At 60.6% G+C, this 20,318-nt stretch carries 9 protein-coding genes; all 9 read right to left on the bottom strand.

The window, feature by feature from the left end; all coding sequences use genetic code 11:
• Window positions 1–8: 8 nt before the first annotated feature.
• Complete coding sequence (locus DAAHT2_RS04160) at window positions 9–608, bottom strand: hydrogenase iron-sulfur subunit (protein ID WP_013163055.1); 600 nt, start codon at window positions 606–608, stop codon at window positions 9–11.
• 13 nt (window positions 609–621) lie between these two features.
• On the bottom strand, window positions 622–3,681 hold the full coding sequence (locus DAAHT2_RS04165) for an FAD-dependent oxidoreductase (RefSeq protein WP_013163056.1): 3,060 nt from the start codon (window positions 3,679–3,681) through the stop codon (window positions 622–624).
• A 48-nt stretch (window positions 3,682–3,729) separates the two neighbouring features.
• Complete coding sequence (gene fdhF / locus DAAHT2_RS14230; protein ID WP_013163057.1) at window positions 3,730–7,974, bottom strand: formate dehydrogenase subunit alpha; 4,245 nt, start codon at window positions 7,972–7,974, stop codon at window positions 3,730–3,732.
• Window positions 7,975–8,038: 64 nt separating this feature from the next.
• Window positions 8,039–9,394, bottom strand: coding sequence for an acetyl-CoA decarbonylase/synthase complex subunit gamma (gene acsC / locus DAAHT2_RS04185; RefSeq protein WP_013163058.1), 1,356 nt, complete (start codon window positions 9,392–9,394; stop codon window positions 8,039–8,041).
• Window positions 9,395–9,410: 16 nt separating this feature from the next.
• Window positions 9,411–11,615 (bottom strand): acetyl-CoA decarbonylase/synthase complex subunit alpha/beta, encoded by a 2,205-nt coding sequence (acsB, locus tag DAAHT2_RS04190; protein WP_013163059.1) that lies wholly within the window; start codon window positions 11,613–11,615, stop codon window positions 9,411–9,413.
• A 60-nt stretch (window positions 11,616–11,675) separates the two neighbouring features.
• Entirely contained in the window at window positions 11,676–14,357 is a 2,682-nt protein-coding gene (locus DAAHT2_RS15200; RefSeq protein ID WP_218915042.1) for an acetyl-CoA decarbonylase/synthase complex subunit delta, read from the bottom strand.
• Window positions 14,358–14,574: 217 nt separating this feature from the next.
• Window positions 14,575–16,560, bottom strand: a complete 1,986-nt coding sequence (gene cooS / locus DAAHT2_RS04200) for an anaerobic carbon-monoxide dehydrogenase catalytic subunit (RefSeq protein ID WP_013163061.1) — start codon at window positions 16,558–16,560, stop codon at window positions 14,575–14,577.
• Between the two features lie 46 nt (window positions 16,561–16,606).
• On the bottom strand, window positions 16,607–17,494 hold the full coding sequence (gene folD, locus DAAHT2_RS04205; RefSeq protein WP_013163062.1) for a bifunctional methylenetetrahydrofolate dehydrogenase/methenyltetrahydrofolate cyclohydrolase FolD: 888 nt from the start codon (window positions 17,492–17,494) through the stop codon (window positions 16,607–16,609).
• A 292-nt stretch (window positions 17,495–17,786) separates the two neighbouring features.
• Window positions 17,787–20,015, bottom strand: coding sequence for a type IV-A pilus assembly ATPase PilB (gene pilB / locus DAAHT2_RS04210; protein ID WP_013163063.1), 2,229 nt, complete (start codon window positions 20,013–20,015; stop codon window positions 17,787–17,789).
• Window positions 20,016–20,318 lie beyond the last annotated feature (303 nt).

Consider the following 20,318-nt stretch of genomic DNA (forward strand, 5'->3'; position numbering starts at 1 on the left):
CTGGACGCTTACGAAGAGATGGTCAGTGATTTGGCCATCTTGTCGGCAAAGATGCCGTCGATGTGTTCCTTGGTGAACACCCCCTCCTTGCGCACCGCCTTGGTGGCGTTGCCCAGGGCCATGCGCACCTTGCGGTCTTCCACCATTTTTTGTGCGGTGGCCAGCCGTTGCTGCACCTCTTCCCGGCTCAAGCCTTCCGCCTGGCCCATGGGGCCAAGCTCCCGCGTGTCGGCGGTGAAATCGGTGATCAGGCGGACAAAGCGGGGCGCTTCCGCCGCCGAGGCCCACTGCAGGTCGAACCGTTCAGGCTTGATCCCCACCTCGCTCAAGATTTTCTTGATCACAAAACTGATCCCCATGGCGTCGTAATTACCAACCTGGTAATGACATTCACCGAGTTGTCAGCCGCCGGTGAAGATGCCGTCGGCACCCTCGGCAAAACCCCGGAAGACAAAGGCCGGGTCCAGGCGGCCGGTACACATGATCCGGATGGTCCGCAGGTTGGGGGGATACTGGTAACGGGAAACCCCGGCACTGTCGGCCGCCGCGTAGCAGCACCAGTTACAGAGAAACCCTAAGATCCGCGGGTTGAATTGGTCGTTGGCCATGGCTCTTTACTCCTTAGTTGTCGCCGAAGGCTTTGATCTGGGCGCTGATCTGCTCGTCGGTGAAGCCGCCCATGGAGATGGCGAACACCGGGCAGTGGGATGCGCAGATGCCGCAGCCTTTGCAGGAGGCGGTAATGGTTTCCGCCTTGCGCTTGTTGTTGTCATCCTTGTAAATCCTGATGGCCTGGTAGGGGCAAAGCGACTCGCAGAGCCCGCAGCCGATGCAGCCATCTTTGTCCACCGTGGAGACGGTGGGTTCCACGGTGACCAGTCCTTTATACAGGGGAATAGCCGCCTTGGCCGCCGCCGCCTGGGCCTGGGCCACGATTTCATCGTAAGGCTTGGGGGCGTGGGCCAGGCCGCAGACGTAAACCCCGGAAACCGGCAGTTCCACCGGCCGCAGCTTGACGTGGGCCTCGAGGAAGAACTGATCCTCGTTGACCGGCACCTTGAGCAACCGGCTCAACTCGATACTGCCCTCGGCCACGATCCCGGTGCTCAGCACCAGCAGGTCGGGGCTGAGGCTGACCTCATCGCGGAGGATGGGGTCGTAAAAGGTGACCTTGGGGGCACCCCGGCCGCCGGCGGTGATTTTGGGCTTGTCGCCGGCCAGGCTGTAGGGAATAAACAGCACTCCCAGCTCCCGGGCCCGGCGGTAGGCGTCCTCGGCGTAACCGTAGGTCCGCAGATCGCGGTAGAGCACCACCACCTGGGACTCCGGGTTAAGCTCCTTGATTTTCAGGGCATTTTTTACTGCTTCATTACAGCAGTTCTTGCTGCAGTAGCCCAGGTCGTCGCCCCGGCTGCCGGCGCATTGGATCATCACCACCGAGTCCGGCGCCCGGTTCTTGGCCTTGCCGGCCAGCCGCCGCTCCAACTCGCTCTGGGTGACCACCTTGGCCGAGTATTTAACCGGGCTGTCCAGCACCTTCTCCGGCCGGTGCTCACGGCCGCCGGTGGCCAGCACGATCACCCCGTGGTCGATGGTGGATTCCTTGGCGCTCTTGCCGCCGCCGCTTTTGACCACCGAGGAGTAGTTGCCCACGTAACCGCCCACCTGGGCCAGTTCGCTGTTGGTCAACACCTCGATGTTTTTTTCCTTCTTGATCCGGCCGACCAGATCGGCCAGTACCTTGGCCGGCTCATCGCCCTGCAGGGTATAAAAACTGTCGCGCAGGTGGCCACCCAGTTCCTTTTCCTTTTCCACCAGGGTGGTGGGAAAACCCTGCTCGGCCAGGTTCAGGGCGGCGGTCATCCCGGCCAGGCCGCCGCCCAGCACCAGGGCCTTCTTGGTAACCGGCACCGTCTGCTCGGGCAGGGGCTTGATGTGGCGGGCCTTGGCAATCCCCATCCGCACCAGATCGCGGGATTTGTCGGTGGCCGCCTCGGGCTCGTTGGCATGGACCCAGGAACACTGGTCGCGGATATTAACCATTTCGATCAGGCAGCGGTTAAGGCCGGCGTCCTTCAAGGTCTCCTGGAAAAGCGGCTCGTGGGTCCGGGGCGAACAGGCGGCGATTACCACCCGGTTGAGGTCGTGCTCCTTGATTTTCTGCTTCAGCACTTCCTGGGCGTCCTGGGAACAGGCATAGAGGCTCTGGGCGTGATAGACCACACCATCCATCCCCTCCACGTACTGGTCGACGTTGTTCACATCCACCACGCTGGAGATGTTGACCCCGCAATGGCAGACGAACACCCCGATTCTCACCTCGCCGTCGTCGGCCAGCTGCTGCTCTTCGGGGTAGGTCTTGACCACAAAACCCTTGCCCCGCTGAGCCTTGGTCAGGGCCGAAACAATGCCGGCGGCGGCGCTGGCCTGGGTAACACTCTCGGGGATATCCTTGGGCCCCTGGAAGGCGCCGGCCACCACCACCCCTTCCCTGCTGGTCAGCAGCGGGGTGAAGGTGTCGGTTTGGCAGAACTTGTAATCGTTGAGCTTGAGGTCGGCGATGTCGGCCAGCTTTTCGGCATCGGCCGGTGAATCCAGGCCCACCGACAGCACCACCATGTCGTAGGCTTCAAAGAAGTGGCTGCCGTCCATGGTGGCGTAGGTCAGTTTCAACTGCCGCTCCCAGGGCATCACATCGGCCACCCTGGCCCTGACGAACTTGATCCCCATGCTCTCGGCCCGGGCCCGGGCGGCATCAAAGCCCTTGCCCTGGGTCCGCAGATCCATGTAGTAGATGGTGATCTCCAGCTCGGGCTCGTGCTCCTTGGCCACCATTGCTTCTTTAATGGCATACATGCAGCAGACCGACGAGCAGTAACCGTTGTCGCAGCCCAGGTCACGGGAGCCCACGCACTGGATAAAGGCCAGTTTTTTGGGATGCTTACGGTCTGAAAGCCGCAGCAGTTCGCCCTCGAAGGGGCCCGAGGCGCAGAGCAGCCGTTCAAACTCCAGGCTGGTGACCACGTCGGGGTGCTTGCCGTAACTGTACTTTTCCAGCACACTGTCGGGCACCCGGCCGAAACCGGGGGCCATCACCACCGCCCCCACCTGCAGCGAAAGCTCTTCCGGCTGCTGGTCGAAATCAATGGCCTTGGTCTGGCAGACCGGCACGCAAATCTTGCAGGTACCGTGCTGCAGGTGCAGACAGGCCTTGGGGTCGATGAAGTAAGTGGCCGGCACCGCCTGGGGATAGTCGATGTGGATGGGCCGGGTTACCGCCAGGCCCTCGTTGTAGCCATCCACCAGGTGGCGGGGGCAGTACTGGGTACACATCCCGCAGGCCGTGCACTTATCGGCATCGATATAGCGCGGGCGCACTTGCAACTTGGCGGTAAAGGCGCCCGGTTTGCCGGAAAGGGCCAGAAAATCAGTATTGCTCAGAATCTCGATATTGGGAGACCGACCGGCCTCCACCAGCTTTGGCGCGAGTATTCAGATGGAGCAATCGTTGGTGGGAAAGGTCTTGTCCAGCTGGGCCATGGCCCCACCGATGGCCGCACCCTTTTCCACCAGGTAAACGTAATAACCCAGTTCGGTCAGGTCCAGGGCCGCCTGCACCCCGGCCACCCCGCCGCCTACCACCAGCACGGCTCCGGATTTTTTCTCTTTTGCTTTACCCATTTCTATCTCCACTGGTTAAGAAAATCATCAAACTCCCCGCAAGGGGGATCAAGCATCAATCTTTTCAATTCTTATCGCACAGACCTTGGCCTCGGGGATCTTGCAGACCGGGTCCAGGGCGTCGTTGGTCAACAGGTTGGCCGCCGCTTCCTGGTAATGGAAGGGGATAAAGACCACCCCCTGCTCCACCCGCTCGGTGACCAAGACCGGCAGGGTAATTTCCCCACGCCGGGAAACCGCTTTCACCGTTTCGCCGTCGACCAGTCCCAGGGTCTGGGCATCGGCGGGGTGGAGTTCGACGAAGGGGGCCGGGGCCGATTCCTCCAGTTCCCGGGAGCGCCTGGTCATGGTGCCGGTATGGTACTGATAGAGCAGGCGGCCGGTGGTCAACAGCAGCGGATAGTCGGCGTCGGCGCACTCCCTGGGGCCACTCCAGCCCACGGCGCTGAACTTGGCCTTGCCGATGGGAAAAGCGCCCTCAAAAAGGTACGGGGTGCCGGGGTGCTCCGGGTCGGGGCAGGGCCACTGCAAGCCGCCCTCATTATCCAACCGCTGGTGTGAAACCCCGGCCAGGTGCGGCCAGGAACGGCTCATCTCGGCAAAGACCTCCTGGGGCTCGGGGGCGAAAACCTTGTAGCGGCCGCCATTGGGCAGGGTAAATTCCCGGTCCGGGCGACCGGCCGTTTCCGACTTGGTCCCGATCATCCGGGCCGAGACCATATTGATGATGGAAAGATCATCCATGGCCCGGCCCGGCGGGGCGACGGCGCGCCGCACCCGTTGCACCCGCCGCTCGGTGTTGGTGAAGGTACCATCCTTTTCGGCAAAGCAGGCGGCGGGTAGGACCACGTCGGCCAACTCGGCGGTGGCGGTCATGAAAATATCCTGGACCACCAGGAAATCGAGCTTTTTCAAAGCCTCTTCCACATGGCCGCTGTTGGGGTCGCTGATCACCGGGTTTTCGCCCATGATCCACATGCCGCTGACCCGGCCCTCCAGGATGGCGGGCATGGTCTCGGTGGCGGTCATCCCCGGCGCGTCCGGCACCGGCGTGCCCCAGATTTCTTCAAAATGCCGCCGGGCATCTAGATCGGCCACCGAGCGGTAACCGGGCAGGAGGCTCGGTACACAGCCGGCGTCGCAGGAACCCTGGACGTTGTTCTGGCCCCGCAGGGGGTTGAGGCCGGCGCCGGGTTTACCCAGGTTGCCGGTCAGCAGGGCCAGGTTGGCCAAAGCGCGGACGTTGTCGGTGCCGGAGGTGTGCTGGGTGATCCCCATACAGTAAAAAATCCCGGCCCGCTCGGCGCGGGCAAAAATCCGGGCCGCTTCTTCGATATCCGCCGCCGGGATCCCGGTGATCTTCTCCCCCCACTGGGGGGTGCAGTTAGCAACGGCCTGGCGCAGCTGCTCGAAGTTTTCCGTGCGCTCGGCGATAAATTGCTTATCGTGCAGATCATCACGGATGATGACATGGCACATGGCGTTAAGCAGCGCCGCGTCGGTGCCGGGCCGCTGCCGCAGCCAGACCCGGGCGCTTTTGGTCAATTCAATGGCCCGGGGATCGGCCACCAGCAGCTTGGCCCCCTTCTTCACCGCCCGCATCATCCGCAAGGCGATCACCGGATGGGCCTCGCTGGTGTTGGAGCCGATCACCAGCAGCGCTTCATTATCTTCAATCCCGGCAATGTCGTTACTCATTGCCCCGGAACCCAGCGTGGCTGCAAGACCTGCAACCGTAGGGCTGTGTCAGTAGCGGGCGCAGTGATCGACGTTGTTGGTGCCGATCACCGCGCGAAAGAATTTTTGAAAGGCGTAATTTTCCTCCACCGTACAACGGGCTGAGGAGAGACCGGCCAGGGAATCGGCCCCCTTTTCCGCCCTGATCCGGGCAAAGTTAACGGCCACCAGATCCAGGGCTTCATCCCAACTGGCCGGCTCCAGGGGGCCGCCGGGCCGGCGACGAACCAGCGGCCGTTTGAGGCGGTCGGGATGATGGATGAAGTTGTGGCCAAAGCGGCCCTTGACGCAGAGATCACCGTAGTTGGGGGCGGTTTCCGGGTCGGCGGTGGCCTCCATCACGGTCTGGCCCTTGACCTTGAGGATCAACTGGCAGCCGGTGCCGCAGTAGGGGCAGGTGGTTTTCACCTCCTGGACCGGCTCATTCTGGATCGGCACCAGGCGCTGTTTCTTGTTCAAGGCCCCGGTTGAGCAGTTATCGACACACTTGCCACAGGAGACACAATTATCCTTGAAGCGCAGCACCAGCCCTTCCGGGCGGCCTTCCTCATCCAGCGAGGTTGCGCTCAACTCCAGGGCATCGTACTCGCAGGAATTGATACAGCGCTGGCAGTAGATGCACTTGTTGGGGTCGATATCGATGGCCCGATGGGAGGTATCGATGGGGTAGACCGGCACGGTGCCCATACCGGTCTTGCTGAGGTTAACATTGTAATCGATGTCGAGTTCCTTGAGCCGGCAGCGGTCAAAGGCGGTACAACCACAGGAGAGGCAGCGGTCCGCCTCGCGGCGGGCCATTTTATCGGTGAAACCGAGCTTGACCTCATCAAAATCCTGCCGGCAGACCTCATGCGGCCGCTGGGGCATCTTTTCCCGCAACCGGGTTTCAAGCCCTTCGAAATTTTTCGAGCTGACATCGTCAAAACCCCGGCCGCGGGTGAAGTTGAAGCGGCTGTCTGCGGCCTCTTTCTCCACCCCCATGATCTGGGCATGGATGTTCGCCGCCGCCCGCCGTCCGCCGACCACCGCCTGGATCACCGATTTGACCCCGCTGATGGCATCGCCGCCGGCAAAGACCCCGTCGATATTGGTCTGGAAATTACGGGGACTGGAGACGATCATCCCCTTGGCGTTAACTTCCAGGGAGGCTTCCAGCTCACCGCCCGGCATCGAGCCAGCCACCGCAAACTGGTCCAGGGAACCCACCACCGTGTCCACCGATAAGGTGGTGGTGGCCTCGGGAATCGGAATTACTTCCCGGCGACCGCGACTGTCCGCCTCGCCAAGCTTCATCCTGATCAGGTTCAGCTTGAGCCGGGCGTCGGCGTCGGGGGGAGAGCAAAGATCAAGGGGCGAAGCCATGAGCAAAAACTGGACCCCCTCCTGCTCCGCCTCCTGGATGTTGCGCTGGTGGGCCGGCATTTCGATCTGGGCCCGGGGATACACCACCGTCACCTCTTCCACTCCCAGCCGCAACAGGGAACGGGCCACTTCCATGGCGATGTTGTTGCCGCCGATTACCGCCGCCCGTCGACCAAGATCGAGCTTTTTACCCTCGTTGACCAGGCGGAGAAACTGCAGCGCAGTGTAGACATGCTCGAACCCCTCGCAGGGAATATCAAGGGGCTGATCCACAGTGGCACCGATGCCGATGAAGGTGGCGTCAAAGCCCTGGTCGCGCAGATCCTGCAGGGTGAAATCCTTGCCCCAGCGCTGGTTAAGGCGAATGGACATGCCCATCTTGAGGATGGAATCAAGCTCGTAATCAAGGACGTCTTTGGGAATCTTGTATTCGGGAAAACCATAGCGCAGGGCGCCGCCCAGGCGGGGAGCGGCTTCAAAAACGGTAACCTCATGCCCCTTCCGGGTCAAATAATAAGCGGTGGTCAGACCGGCGGGACCGCCGCCGATTACCGCCACCCGCTTGCCGGTTGGCGGCTCCTTGGGGATATTGAGTTCAATCTCGTGGGCTCGGCACCAGTCGGCGACAAACCGTTTGAGATGGTTGATGGACAAAGATTCATCGACCAAGATGCGACGGCAACGGGTTTCACAGAAGCGGGGGCAGACCCGGCCCACGGAGAAGGGCAGCGGGTTGCGCTCCATGATCACCCGCAAGGCCTCCTCATACTCGCCTTTGGCGATGTGGGCGATGTAACCCTGAACGTTGATCTGGCCCGGGCAGGTGAGATTGCAGGGGGCCTTGCAATCGCCGAAATGGGTCTGGGAAAGCACGGCCAGGCGACTCTGGCGATGGCCGGTCACCGCTTTGGACTCGCTCTGAATCTCCATCCCCTCTTGGGCCACGGTGACGCAGGCGGGAAAAAGCTCGCTGCCAGCCAGAGTTTGCAGCTTGAAGCGCTCAGGCTCGGCAATTTCCACCGCGCAGATACCGCACGGCTGATCGGCGGTATGATCCGCAACGTGACAGAGGGTGGGAATGGTGACCCCGGCGCGGCGAGCCACCTCCAGTACGGTCAAGCCGGACTCGGCCACCACCTCCATCCCGTTGAGCTTCAGGGTTATATTTGACATCACATTTGGTCTCTCGATCATGAATCTGGGCTAAATCTGCCTGGACAACCGGTTATCTGCCGGTAAGCAACGGTTGTGTCAGAGCTTATGCCGACGGCTTCCACTCCTTAAGGAAGGCCGGCAGATGCCCGGCTTCCCGCGGACCAATGGTGATCTTCCACTCGGGCAGTTCTTCCTCCAACTCGCCCTTCATCGAGGCGAGATAACCGGGGATAATCAGTTCCCGGTGCTTGACCTTGTCCATGATGCCGGATTTTTTCATAAACTGGGCGATCATGTCGGCCCCGAACTTGCCGGCGGCCCAGGCGGTGAGCACACTTAAGCCCTCGGTGTCCTTGATCAGCAGCCAGGAAGGCACCTTGCTGCCCTCGATCTCGCCGGAAACGATGAAGTAGGTCAGCGAGAAGTTGCAGGTGATCAGCACCGGGGCATCCTCGCCCGGGCCGTTGACCGGGTAGATGTCTTCCTGCACCACCATGGGGCGCTGCGGGTCGGTGAAGATGTTAAGCCGTTCTAACAGCAGCGGGAACAGGGTGTCGCCCTGGAGATCGGAGAGCACCACGATGCCGGCGTATTTGGCGATCATCACCGAGGCCACCATGGCCTCCAGCATGGAATCGTCGGTGATTTCGCAGGGAAAGGTGATGGTGGGAAAGCCCAGCGGCTTGTACTTGGCCTTGATCGCCGAGCGGCGGGCCACCACGTTGTCCTCGAAGGCGGCCTTGACGGTACGGGCGCCGGTGTCCAGCACCAGGTCCTTGAGGCCGGCGGCCTGCAGCTTCTCGCTGATCTCCACGGTCTCATCAAGGTTGGCGCCCTTAACCCCCACCGGGCAAACGCACTCCTGGCCGACCTTGGCCAAGGCATCGGCGTTGGCCAAGGTGGCGCCGAAGAGCAGGGGCTTGCGCTCACCGCACTCTTTGGCGGCGGCGGCCAGGGTGTCGGCGTTGTCGCTGATTAAAATCAGCACCGCGTCCTCGCAGGTCTCCAGCACCTTCTTGGTCAGGGCGGTGAAGGCGGCGCCATCGCCGGTGGCATCTTTAACCGCCACCATGTCGGCCTTGAGCATCACCCCTACCCGCTCGTAGCGCAGGGATTTGAAGCGCTCCAGGCGACCGGCAACCTCATCCTCAGCCTGGTTGGTGGTGACCAGCACGGCAATGCCGGTGGGGTTTTCAAAGCGCTTTTCATGGCGGAACAGACAGGTCTCACCACCGATGGTGTAGACATGTTCGCCACCGCCCAGCTTGATGGTGCGAATCGGCGGGGCCGATGCTTCCCCGATCTGCTCCTTGACCTCGTCACTGACGTAGGGGCATTCACCGATTTCGGTCTGCCCGGCGGCCACCTTCATGGCAAAGGCCAGACAGGTGGGAATACCACATTCCCCGCAGTTTTTCTTGGGGAGCATCTTGAGAATCTGAATTCCCGTTAAAGCCATTGTCCGTTCCTCCTTGTTATACCACCGACTCCATTTCCAGGGCCGGGTGATTTACTTTTTTCAAGAACTCGAGAATCTCTTCCTCGGTGGTGCCTTCTTCCTCGGTGGCGATCTTGTCGTAAAAGCCGGGCAGGCCAGCCGCTTCGGCCCGCTCGATGAGCTTGTCCTTGATCTCCTCCTTGAGCATCTTGGGCAGCCAGACCAGCCGGGCCAGACCACCTTCGGCCAAAAAGAGCTTAGGGCTGGTCAGGTAATGCTTGGAAACCCCCATGAAACCGGGAGTCTGGGCGCCACCGCCGGCCATGCCGGCCAAGGTGGTGAACTTCATGCCGGAGGGAGTCATCCCCATGTAATCGCGGTTGACCACCATGATCCCGTTGCACTGGGGCAGCATGGCGGCGATGGCCTCGAAACAACCGCAGGCGGTCATGGGACTGTTCATCAAAGAATAGCAGGCCAGATCGGTTACCGCCCCCCGGGAGGCCTGATCGACAAACTCGTTGATCCCCTGGAAGATGCCCAGGGCGGGATCCAGGCACTCCCCTTTGGGAATGGGCTGGTTGGGGCCGGTGGGGTTGATCTGGTAACTGGCCTTGCCGTCCAGCCAGTTGTAGGCGCCGCACATCCCGATCCGTTCCGGGGTGATGATGCAGACGTGGCTGGGGGCAAAGGACTGGCACAGGGTGCAGGAGTAAAAGACCTCCTCGGTCTCGTCGGTCATGCTGCCCAGGCGCTCGTCCCGGCCTTCGTAAACGCTCTTGGCCAGTTCCATGACCTCATCCACCTTCTCTTGGGTGGTGTAGATCTTGACCTGGATCTTGTCGACGATGGCCCCGAACTCCTGGTGCAGCTTGCCATGGAGCACTTTGCCGATGTGAGAGAGGGAAAAACCCTTCTCCACCGCGGCCTTGCCGATGCGCAGCCACATGATATCCCGCTGGCCCATGTGCATCAGGCCCTGGATGTAGTTGATCAGGTGATGGAACTGGCGCTCTAAAATGGGCTCGTAGTCGGACTGCATCTCGCGGCCGGCCACTTCCACCAGGATGCCCAACGGCAGGTTCTGGCCCTGCTCGATTTCCTGGATATCCGGCCCTTCCACGGTGATCTTGCCGTCTTCCACCTCGTCCATTTCCTTGGAGACCAGCACCTCCACCCCGGTGGTCCGGCCGCCGCCGCATTCCATGAACAGGTCGTCCTTGCGGATCCGTTCACCCTCGAAGGCCGGGCCGAAGGACATGGGGATGTCGATCTTGGTGACACTGACCTTCAGGCCGCGCACCTCGATGGCTTTCTGGACGATCTCTTCATGGGGTACCTGGCTGACCACGTGCTCGTAGGTACAGATGCCGGTGGGCAGCACCTGGGGAATATCGTAGTCGGAGATGGTGGGGAAACCCCAGTTGATGGCGCCGGCGGCGTTGGCGTACCACTCGTCGGAAACCGGGCCGAAGGCCATGACAAAGGCAAAGGTCCGGTCCTTGTTGTAGATCAGGTTGCCCTTGTAGTCGCCGGGCTTGATGCCGCCGAAGGCCATGGCCACCCGGCAGGCAAAGCCGATGGCAAAGACCGCGGTGCTGTAGCTCTTGCCGAATGGTACCAGGCGGGTGTTCCAGCCGATCTGCACATCCTGCTTGACCAACTGCTCGGGCATGCTGATGCCGCCGGTCTGGTCATGCATGAAGATGTAGAGGTTTTTTTCCTGCAGCTCAAGGGCGATTTTACTGGCCATCTCGGGGTCGGCGGGCGAGCCCATGATGGCGGCAAACCCCGGGGCGGTGCCGTCGACGAACTCCACCCCGCGCTTACGGAAGATCACGTCGTCGGCCGCTCCCAGCCAGATGTTGTCGGCCAGGGGGTCTTCGGTCTTGGTGTAAAAGTTGGGCTCTTCCAGGTAACGCACCGCCTCGAACATCTCTTCGGCAAAGAAGGTGGCCATGCCGGCATCGAGCGCCGGGGCCAGGTAGGGCAGCCAAAGATTTTCGCTGACCTGCTCCGGCAGCAGCTTGCGGCATTCGGTGAAAATATCACCCATGTCGCCCAGCTTTTCCACCTTGGCTCCCAGCATACTGTAGATGATGGGCAGAAAGTAGGCGGTGTTGGGAAAGGCCACTTCCTGCTCAGGGCCGTATTTTTTGAGGGCCGCCTGGTAACGTTCCTCGGCCATGTCGACGATCTTGTGGGCGCCCCGGATGGCGGCGGAACAGATGATCTTGGACATTGATCTTCTCCTTAAGTTAGATAAACTCGCAAAAACCGGTCAAGCATGCTGGCCGGTAAATTATCCCATCAGGCCCTTGATCAGCGACTTGGTCAGGGCAATGGCCCTGGGATGCCGCATGATCAGGGTTTCACCGCCGGCCATGAGCATACAGGAGGCGGTGATGGCCTCCATCAGCACGCCGCGGTTCTCCGCATCACCCAGCATCTCATCGCTGGGCAGGCGGCACTCCTTGGCCTTCCAGACCTCACGGCCCAGGTTGCAGATAAAGGGCAGCTGCAGTTTTTCATCTTTCTGGGTCAGGGCGGCCAGGCGGATCCGCTCCATTACCGAGTAGGTGTATTCAATGCCGTAGCCCAGAGCGCCGATGGAGGGATCGATGAGCACACTGTTCAGCGATACCCCGAGGTTCTCCAGCAGGATGTTGAGCTGTTTGGCCAGGTTGACGTCGATGGGCGAGGAGGCCACCATGGGATGGCCGAAGGCCATGGCGGTGGCGCCCAGCGAGCGGTAGTTGCTGTCATCCAGCGGCGCCAGGCAGACTTTCTTGTCGCCGATGATGGAGGTCACCTCCCGCAGGGTTTCGGTGTCTTTCTCGGCGTTGCCGCAACCCCAGACGATGATGGGTACATCAACCGCATCCACCACTTGGGCGGCGATCTTGGCCGCTTCCGAAGCCGGGCGGTTCATGCCGTTGGGATCGGTGCCCACCAGAGAGATACAAATGGCCTCGGCCTGGTAATCGTTGACGCATTTTTGCGCCCAGGCCACCGGGTTGTCCATGACATCGGCAAAGTGACGGCTCAGGCTGGCCGGCCACTCTTCGGGCTTGATATCCAGGATGTCCATGGCGATCAGCGGCGGATGCTCCAGCTTGCCTTCAAAGAGGTGGAAAGGCAGGGAGTTGGTGCCGCCCACGGTAACAATCTTATCGCCGTTGCCCAAGGCCACTTCCCTGATGGCACCGCTGTAATCTTGGGTGTAGTTGGCGGCGGGCACCTTGCCGCCGCGCTGGGCCAGGGTGCTCTCCTCGACGGCCAGTTCACCCACCGCCAGGTCGGCGGGGGCAGCACTTTTGGCGGGGGCGGCGGGAGCCTCGGCCGGGGCGGGGGCCGGTTTGCTGGCGGCCTTGGCCGCTTCAGCTTTCTTGGCCTCCTCGGCGGCTTTGGCTTCGGCCTGGGCCTTGGCTTCGGCAGCCTTCTTGGCCTCCTCTGCGGCCTTGGCCTCGGCCTGAGCCTTGGCTTCGGCGGCCTTCTTGGCCTCTTCCGCCGCCTTGGCCTCGGCTGCTTTCTTGGCCTCTTCCGCCTTCCGCGCTTCCTCGGCTTTCTTGGCCTCGGCGGCCTGGTCAGCTGCAGGGGCGGCTGAGGCTGCTGGAGCTGCCGGAGCGGCGGCGGCCGGCGCGGCTGGAACTGGCGGGGCCGCGGCCGGTTCCCGTTTCAGGATCGCCTCGGCACCGGCAAACTGGGCCAGGGCGTCGAACTGATCGTCGGACAGGTTGAAGGCCTTTTTCAGGGCCGCCAGCCCGTGGCGCACGGACTCCAGGGCCATTTGACGTTCTCTTTCATTCATTTCATCTTCTCCCGCTTCCGCTGATTGAGCATGGATCTGGTCACTGGTATCGGTGGCCACCGCAGCCGGGGCCTGGGCCCGTAGCCGGGACGCCTCTTCCCGGGCGGCGGCGACAATCTTTTCGGCTTCAAGACGGGCGGCGGCCAGTTCGGCCTCACCGGCCCCGGCGGGGGCTGCTTCGGCGGCCACCGTCACGGTTTCCGGCACAGCTTTCGGTTGAGCAGCGATGGTCGAAGCCACCTCCGCTTCGGGTACTTCGGGCCGCTGTTCCAAACCGGCGCGCTGAACAATCTCCGCCACCGCTTCTTCCCATTCGATGGCCATCACATGAACCCCGGCCACCCCCTTGATCTCGCGGCACTGCTGGATGATATCAACGCAGATGTTGATCCCTTCTTCTTCCTTGTCCTTGGCGCCCTGCAACCGCTTGATCACCTCGTCGGGGACATCCAGGCCGGGGACGAAGTTTTTCATGTAGCGGGCCATGCCCACGGAACGGGGCGGGGTCACGCCGGCCAGAATATAAACCTTCTCGTCCAGACCCAAGTCGCGCACCGCCGCCATAAAAGCGGCAAAACGTTCCATGTTGTAGATGATCTGGGTTTGAACAAAATCGGCCCCGTTGCTCACCTTCTTGCCCAACCGGGCGGCCCGGGCCGCTTCACTGGGGCCGGCGAAGGGATTGGCGGCGCACCCCAGGAACAGACGGGGTTCATGGGCCTTGATCGCCTCACCGCACTGGAATTTTTGCTCATCCCGCATATCCCGCATCATGCCAAGCAGTTGAATGGAGTCCATATCGAAGACCCCTTTGGCGCCGGGATGGTTGCCGAATTTCTGGTGATCGCCGGTGAGGCAGAGCAGGTTTTTCAGCCCCAGGGCCGAGGCCCCGAGGATGTCGCTCTGCATGGCCAGACGGTTGCGGTCCCGGCAGGTCATCTGGATAACCGGTTCCACCCCCTCGGCCTGCACCAGCAGCCCGGCCCCGATGCTGGACATGCGGACAATGGCGGTCTGGCAATCGGTGATATTGACCGCGTCCACCCGGCCCTTGAGCAGCCGCGCCTTCTTGCGCACCACCTCGGGGTCGGCGCTCTTGGGCGGCCCCAGTTCCCCGGTCACCGCAAAGGCCCCGGACTTGAGCACCCGCTCCAGCCGACTACCGGCTTTCATCGCTGTTTCCATATCAATCCTTCCGTAGTTTTTGAAGGTTTAAATTTACACCAAACCAAGCGGTCACCTTACCAGGCATTACCAAAAGCCTGACCATCAACCAGCCAAGGAGCATAAACGTGCGACAGTGCCGCAGATTCGGGCAAGCGGTCAGGCGCCGCGTACCCCAGGTACGCAAGCCAGACCGATCGCCCGAAGATGTGGTGCTGTCGTGCGTTTATGCAGGACCATGGCAGCCGGCGCCCGGCACTCCTCCGGTGAGATCTCGGCGCATGGCCATGTCGAAGAGCACCCGCTCGCTCTTCTTATTGATCCCCAGCGCCTCGCGCTTGGCATCGATTTTAGCCACCATCAGCTCGGCCAGCTTCTGCGGATCGCTCTCCACGTTCCAATGAGCCCCCAGGGGACCCATCAAGCCTTCCAGCAGGTACTTGTTGAACTTTTTGGCCCCGGAAACCGGCAGATCCTGGAACACCACCTGGGCGCCGCTGGCGACAAAATACTGGCCGATTGCCACCGCCTTCTCGCTCATCCACAGCGGCGCGGTGCCGATGGCCGGCAGATCGGTGATGTCCTCGCCCAAGCCACCTTCCTTGACTATCTGGGTGGCGGCTACCAGGATCCGCGAGTTATCGACGCAACTGCCCATGTGCAGCACCGGCGGCATCCCCACCGTTTCACAGATCTCTGCCAAGGAGTCGCCGCAGAAGCGGGCCGCCTCGGGATTAACCAGACCGGCCCGCCCCAAAGAGGTGGCGGCGCAACCGGTGGCCAGCACCAGGACGTTATTCTTGATGAGATGCCGGGCGATCAATTCGTGGGTGTCATCGGCCAGCCGGAAGTTGTCACAGCCCACCATCACCCCGATCCCGCGAATGCGGCCGTTGATAATGTTGTCGTTGAGCGGCCGGTAGCTGGCCCGGAAACGGCCGCCCAGCATGTAGTTGATGGTTTCATGGCTGAAGCCCACCACCACGTCGAGCTTCTTCTCTTCGGGGATAAAACATTCGCCCCGCTTTTTGAAGTTTTTGATGGCGTGGGTGAGGATCTGCTTGGCGGAGTTGAGGGCCTCGTGCTCGTCGAACTGGATATGCACCCCGCCGGGCATTTTGGCCCGGTAGTTGGTGGTGATGATATCGGTGTGGAAACCATTGGCCACCTGGGCCAGTGACTCCATGGTGCACTGGACGTCCACAACCATGGCCTCGAGAGCGCCGGTGGCGATGGCGATCTCCTGCTGGACAAAGCCGGCGGCCACCGGGATGCCGCGACGCATCAAAATTTCGTTGCCGGTACAGCAGACCCCGGCCAGGTTGATCCCCTTGGCCCCCTGCTTCTTGGCCAGTTCCACCATCTCCGGGTCCTGGGCGGCAATACACAGGGATTCGGCCAACAGCGGCTCATGGCCGTGGACGGCGATGTTGACCTGGTCGGGCTTGAGCACCCCGAGATCGACGATGGAACGGCGCGGTACCGGAGTGCCGAACATGATATCGGTGAGTTCGGTGGAAAGCATGGAGGAGCCCCAGCCGTCGGACAGGGCGCAACGGGAAGCCTGGAGCATGATGTTTTCGTAATCCTGATCCACACCCATGTGGGTGCGGTGCATCATCTCCACCACCTCGCGGTCGACGCCGCGGGGAAAGATATTGAGTTTCTTCCACAGGGCCTGGCGCTTTGCGGTGGCCCGCTTGGTCATGGAAAGGGGCTCATCGTCCTGCTTGCCGAACTCGGCCAGGGCCTTTTCCCCCACCTCCAGGGCGATCTCGTTGATCTCCCGATCCTCGGTGGCGACATCGAAGACAGCGGCCAAGGATTTCAGCTTCTCCACATCCTTGATCTGGTGCGGCCCATGTCCTTTGGCGGTTTCAATAAACCCCTTGACCATCTCTCGGGCATGGTCGGTATGGGAGGCGGAGCCGGCGGCGACGATCCGGGCGAAGTTACGGGCGGCCACGGTATCGGCGCTCACCCCACAAATGCCGAGCATATCTTCGATGCCGTCAATGATCTGGCAGGGCCCCATGTTGCAGTTACGGCAACAGGTGCCGCCGGAACCGAACAGACAGGCGCTCATGCCCCGGCGTTGGACCCGGTCGTAGGCGGTTATTACGTTCTGGGCCGGCTTGGCCGCCAGAACATCCTTGCTGGAGCCGCATTTGATAATATCGCTGCAGCCCTCACATCCGTTTCTCATAGCCATGATGGTTCCCCACAAGTAATTTCGTTAATGATCGGCGTAAAATTAATCAAGCCAAGCCGGCGGCCTGCTTGGCCGCCTGCACGGTGTTTTTCATCAGCATGGTGATGGTCATGGGGCCCACCCCGCCGGGCACCGGCGTAATGCAGGCAGCCTTTTCCTTGATCCCTGCAAAGTCCACATCACCGGCCAGGATGGCCTTGCCGGAGTCGCTCATGCCGATACGGTTGACCCCGACATCGATCACCGCCACCCCATCCTTGACCATATCGGCGGTGATCATCTTGGGCACGCCGACGGCGGCGATGATGATATCGGCCCGCTTGGTGTGGGCGGCGATATCCTTGGTGCGGGTGTGGCAGAGGGTAACGGTGGCGTTGCCGCCGTCCCGTTTTTGCAGCATCAGGTTGGCGATGGGCTTGCCGACGATGTTGCTGCGGCCGACAATCACCACCTCGGCGCCGCTGGTCTCCACCCCGCTGCGGGTGAGCAGTTCCAGGATACCGTGGGGGGTGCAGGGCAGGAAGCACTGCTCACCCAAAACCATCTTGCCCACGTTGACCGGATGGAAACCGTCCACGTCCTTATCGGGGTCGATGGCGTAGAGCACCTTGGCTTCGTCGATATGCTTTGGCAGGGGGAGTTGGACGAGAATGCCGTTGATCTTGGGATCCTGGTTGCACTTGGCCACCAGGTTGAGCAATTCGTCTTCGGGGGTGTCGGCGGGCAGGGTGATCTGCTCGGAATGGATCCCCAGCTCCTTGGCGGTCTTGTTCTTGGCGGCCACGTAAGACTGGGAGGCGGGATCTTCGCCCACCAGGATGGTAACCAGGCCGGGCACCACATTGTGCTTGGCCTTAAGGGTTTCAACTTCGGTCTTCAACTCGGCGCGAATTTCCTTGGCCACCTCGGTTCCACTGATGATTTTGGCACTCATGGTTTTGCTGCCCTCCTGATTCTGGAACTTTAATCGAAAAAAATTCAGAAACGTGCACCGCTGCCTCTTGGCGCAGTTTCTTGTCGGTCTGATCAAAGCACGCTTGTCCCCTCTCGTTTTCCTGGCCTTGAAGTGGTCTGGAAAGCGCGCTGAAGCGAGGGTATTGCTACCATGGGGAAAATAACAGCGAGCCGGAACTGAATTTCTTAACGAATTTCTATTCCATTTTCAAGAAATTTTCCAAGAAAATGCTGGCAACGTGGCCGGTATTACAAAAAAAATGAAGGTGTGCTCAGCTTTTCGACGCCCTGGCGGTCCGGTCATTGGCCAGTTTTACAATGATTCCGTTGGCCTGATTCAGGCGGCTGACCAGGGATTTGAACAGGTGTTTGCCCACATCCGGGTATTTCTCAATCACCTCCAGCAACTTATCCCCGGGGAACCGTTTGACCTTGCAACGCCCCTGGGCCAGAATCGTGGCACTGCGCGGTTCCCCGGAAATGGCGCTCATCTCGCCAAAGTACTCGCCGGGCTCGGTGATTTCAGCGATTTTTTTACCGTCCCGGACCACGTTGAGGGCGCCGTTGACCAGCTTGAAGAAGTCCCGATCGGTGTTGTCCTGGCGGATGATAATGTCACCATCCTGGTACTCTTCGATATCCGGATGCACCAGATAAGCCGGCAGGCTCTCTTCGGTGATCACTGTACGCCGCAGCACCTCTTCAATGCTGGTCATCCCTTCCCGGACCTTTTGCAAGCCCGCATCCCGCAAGGGAGTCATTCCCTCCTGGACGGCGATTTTACGCAACTGGTCCTCCGGGACCTCGGCATTGATGGCCTTGGCCACCTCATCGGTGACCTCCATCAGTTCAAACAACCCCACTCGTCCTTTGTAGCCGCGCCCGTTGCAGGCCGGACAACCCACGGGGCCAAATATTTTCAGATCAGAGAGTTCCTCTTCATCAAAGCCCATTTTGACCAACTCTTCCTGGTCCAGGGAAGCTACATCCACCGGCGCCTTGCACTTCGGGCACAGCCGCCGGGCCAGGCGCTGGGAGAGCACCATGGTCACCGCCGAAGCCAGCATGTACGGAGGGATCCCGATGTCCACCAGGCGGCCGATGGTGGCCGGGCAGTCATTGGTATGCAGGGTGGAAAGCACCAGATGGCCGGTCATGGCTGCCTTGATTGCAATCTCGGCGGTTTCCATGTCCCGGATCTCACCCACCATGACAATGTCCGGATCCTGCCGGAGAAAGGCCTTGAGGGCGGCAGCAAAGGTCATTCCCACCTCGTTGATGACGTTGACCTGGTTGATCCCCTTGAAGTTGAACTCCACCGGGTCTTCCGCGGTGAGAATCTTGATGTCTTCACTGTTAAGTGAATTGAGAATGGAGTACAGGGTAACGGTTTTACCGCTACCGGTGGGGCCGGTAACCAGCAGCAGGCCCTGGGGCTGGGAAATACAGCGTTTCAACATCTCGAAGGTCTTGCGCTCAAAGCCCAGTTGGGTGAGATCCACGTTAAGGCTGCTCTTATCGAGGATCCGCATGACGATGGATTCCCCAAACAGGGTGGGCAGGGTGGAAACCCGAAAATCAATGGCCCGGTTGCGCCCCATCTTGATCCGGATCCGGCCGTCCTGGGGCACCCGGCGCTCGGTGATATCGAGCTGGGACATGATCTTGATCCGCGAGTTGAGCGCATTTTTGATGCTCAACGGCAGATTCATCGACTTATACAGCGCCCCGTCCAGGCGATAGCGGACCTGCAGGTTCTTCTCGTAGGGTTCAATGTGGATATCACTAACCCCGTCCTGTACCGCCTTGACCAGGATGCCGTTGACCAGCTTGATGATCGGCGCATCGGAGGCCGAATACTCACCGCTGATCTCTTCCTCCTCAAAGCTTTCCAGCTCCAGGCCTTCGGCGGCTTCCGAGGCCAGGGCCCCAAAGTCATCGATCTGGGTAACCGGCACCTCATCTTCAAGCTGCTGATCCTTCTCGTTCTGCAGCAGCTTCTGGTACTCATCATCGCTGATCTTGTAATGGGTACGATAGGCCTCGATAATATCCCGTTCGGAGGACACCCCCACGGTAAGAGGCATCCCGACTTCACCCTGCAGATTTTCCACCGCCTGGGTATCGGTGGGTTCGGCCATGGTGATCTGCAGGTTTTTTCCGATGATCCGCAGCGGGAAAGCCAGGTATTTGCTGGCGATCTCATAGGACATTTTGGCCAGTGCTTCGGCCTTGGGCGTTTCCCGGCTAATGGTTACCGGCTGATAGTTGTGCTGACGACTGAGAAAATTGATAACCGTGTTTTCATCGATATAACCGAGTTGCAACAGGATGGAACTAAGGCGGCCGCCCTTTTTCTTTTGCATGGCCAGGGCTTCATCAAGCTGGTTGCTGCTGATCTGCCCTTCTTTGCGCAGCAATTCGCCGATCTTTACTTTGCCGGCCCCCGACTGGTCCTTGACCGAGGCGCGCAGGGTGGATTTTTGAGTTTTTTGAGCCATGCAGTGTCCCTGAATATAAAAAAACCAAACGCCCCCCACCTTCACGGCAAAAAAACGACGGAGGGAGGCATTATTTATCAAAAATAGCAGAAAGATGGATTTAACTGTAAAAATAATCCATCTTTGTCGATTGCCCAGAATAACCGTCTAACCGCTCTTTTGCAAGCATCCAGCCAGGGATTACAAGCCCCAGCCAAGGTCTTTTGCGGCAGGCAGCCGAAAGGGGTTACAAGACTTTGACTTGACCAACTGTCCATTGTTCGGATAATCTGATTGATATTATGCAGTTCCAACCATATATCA

This window comes from Desulfurivibrio alkaliphilus AHT 2 (genome assembly GCF_000092205.1).
Taxonomy (GTDB): Bacteria; Desulfobacterota; Desulfobulbia; order Desulfobulbales; family Desulfurivibrionaceae; genus Desulfurivibrio; species Desulfurivibrio alkaliphilus.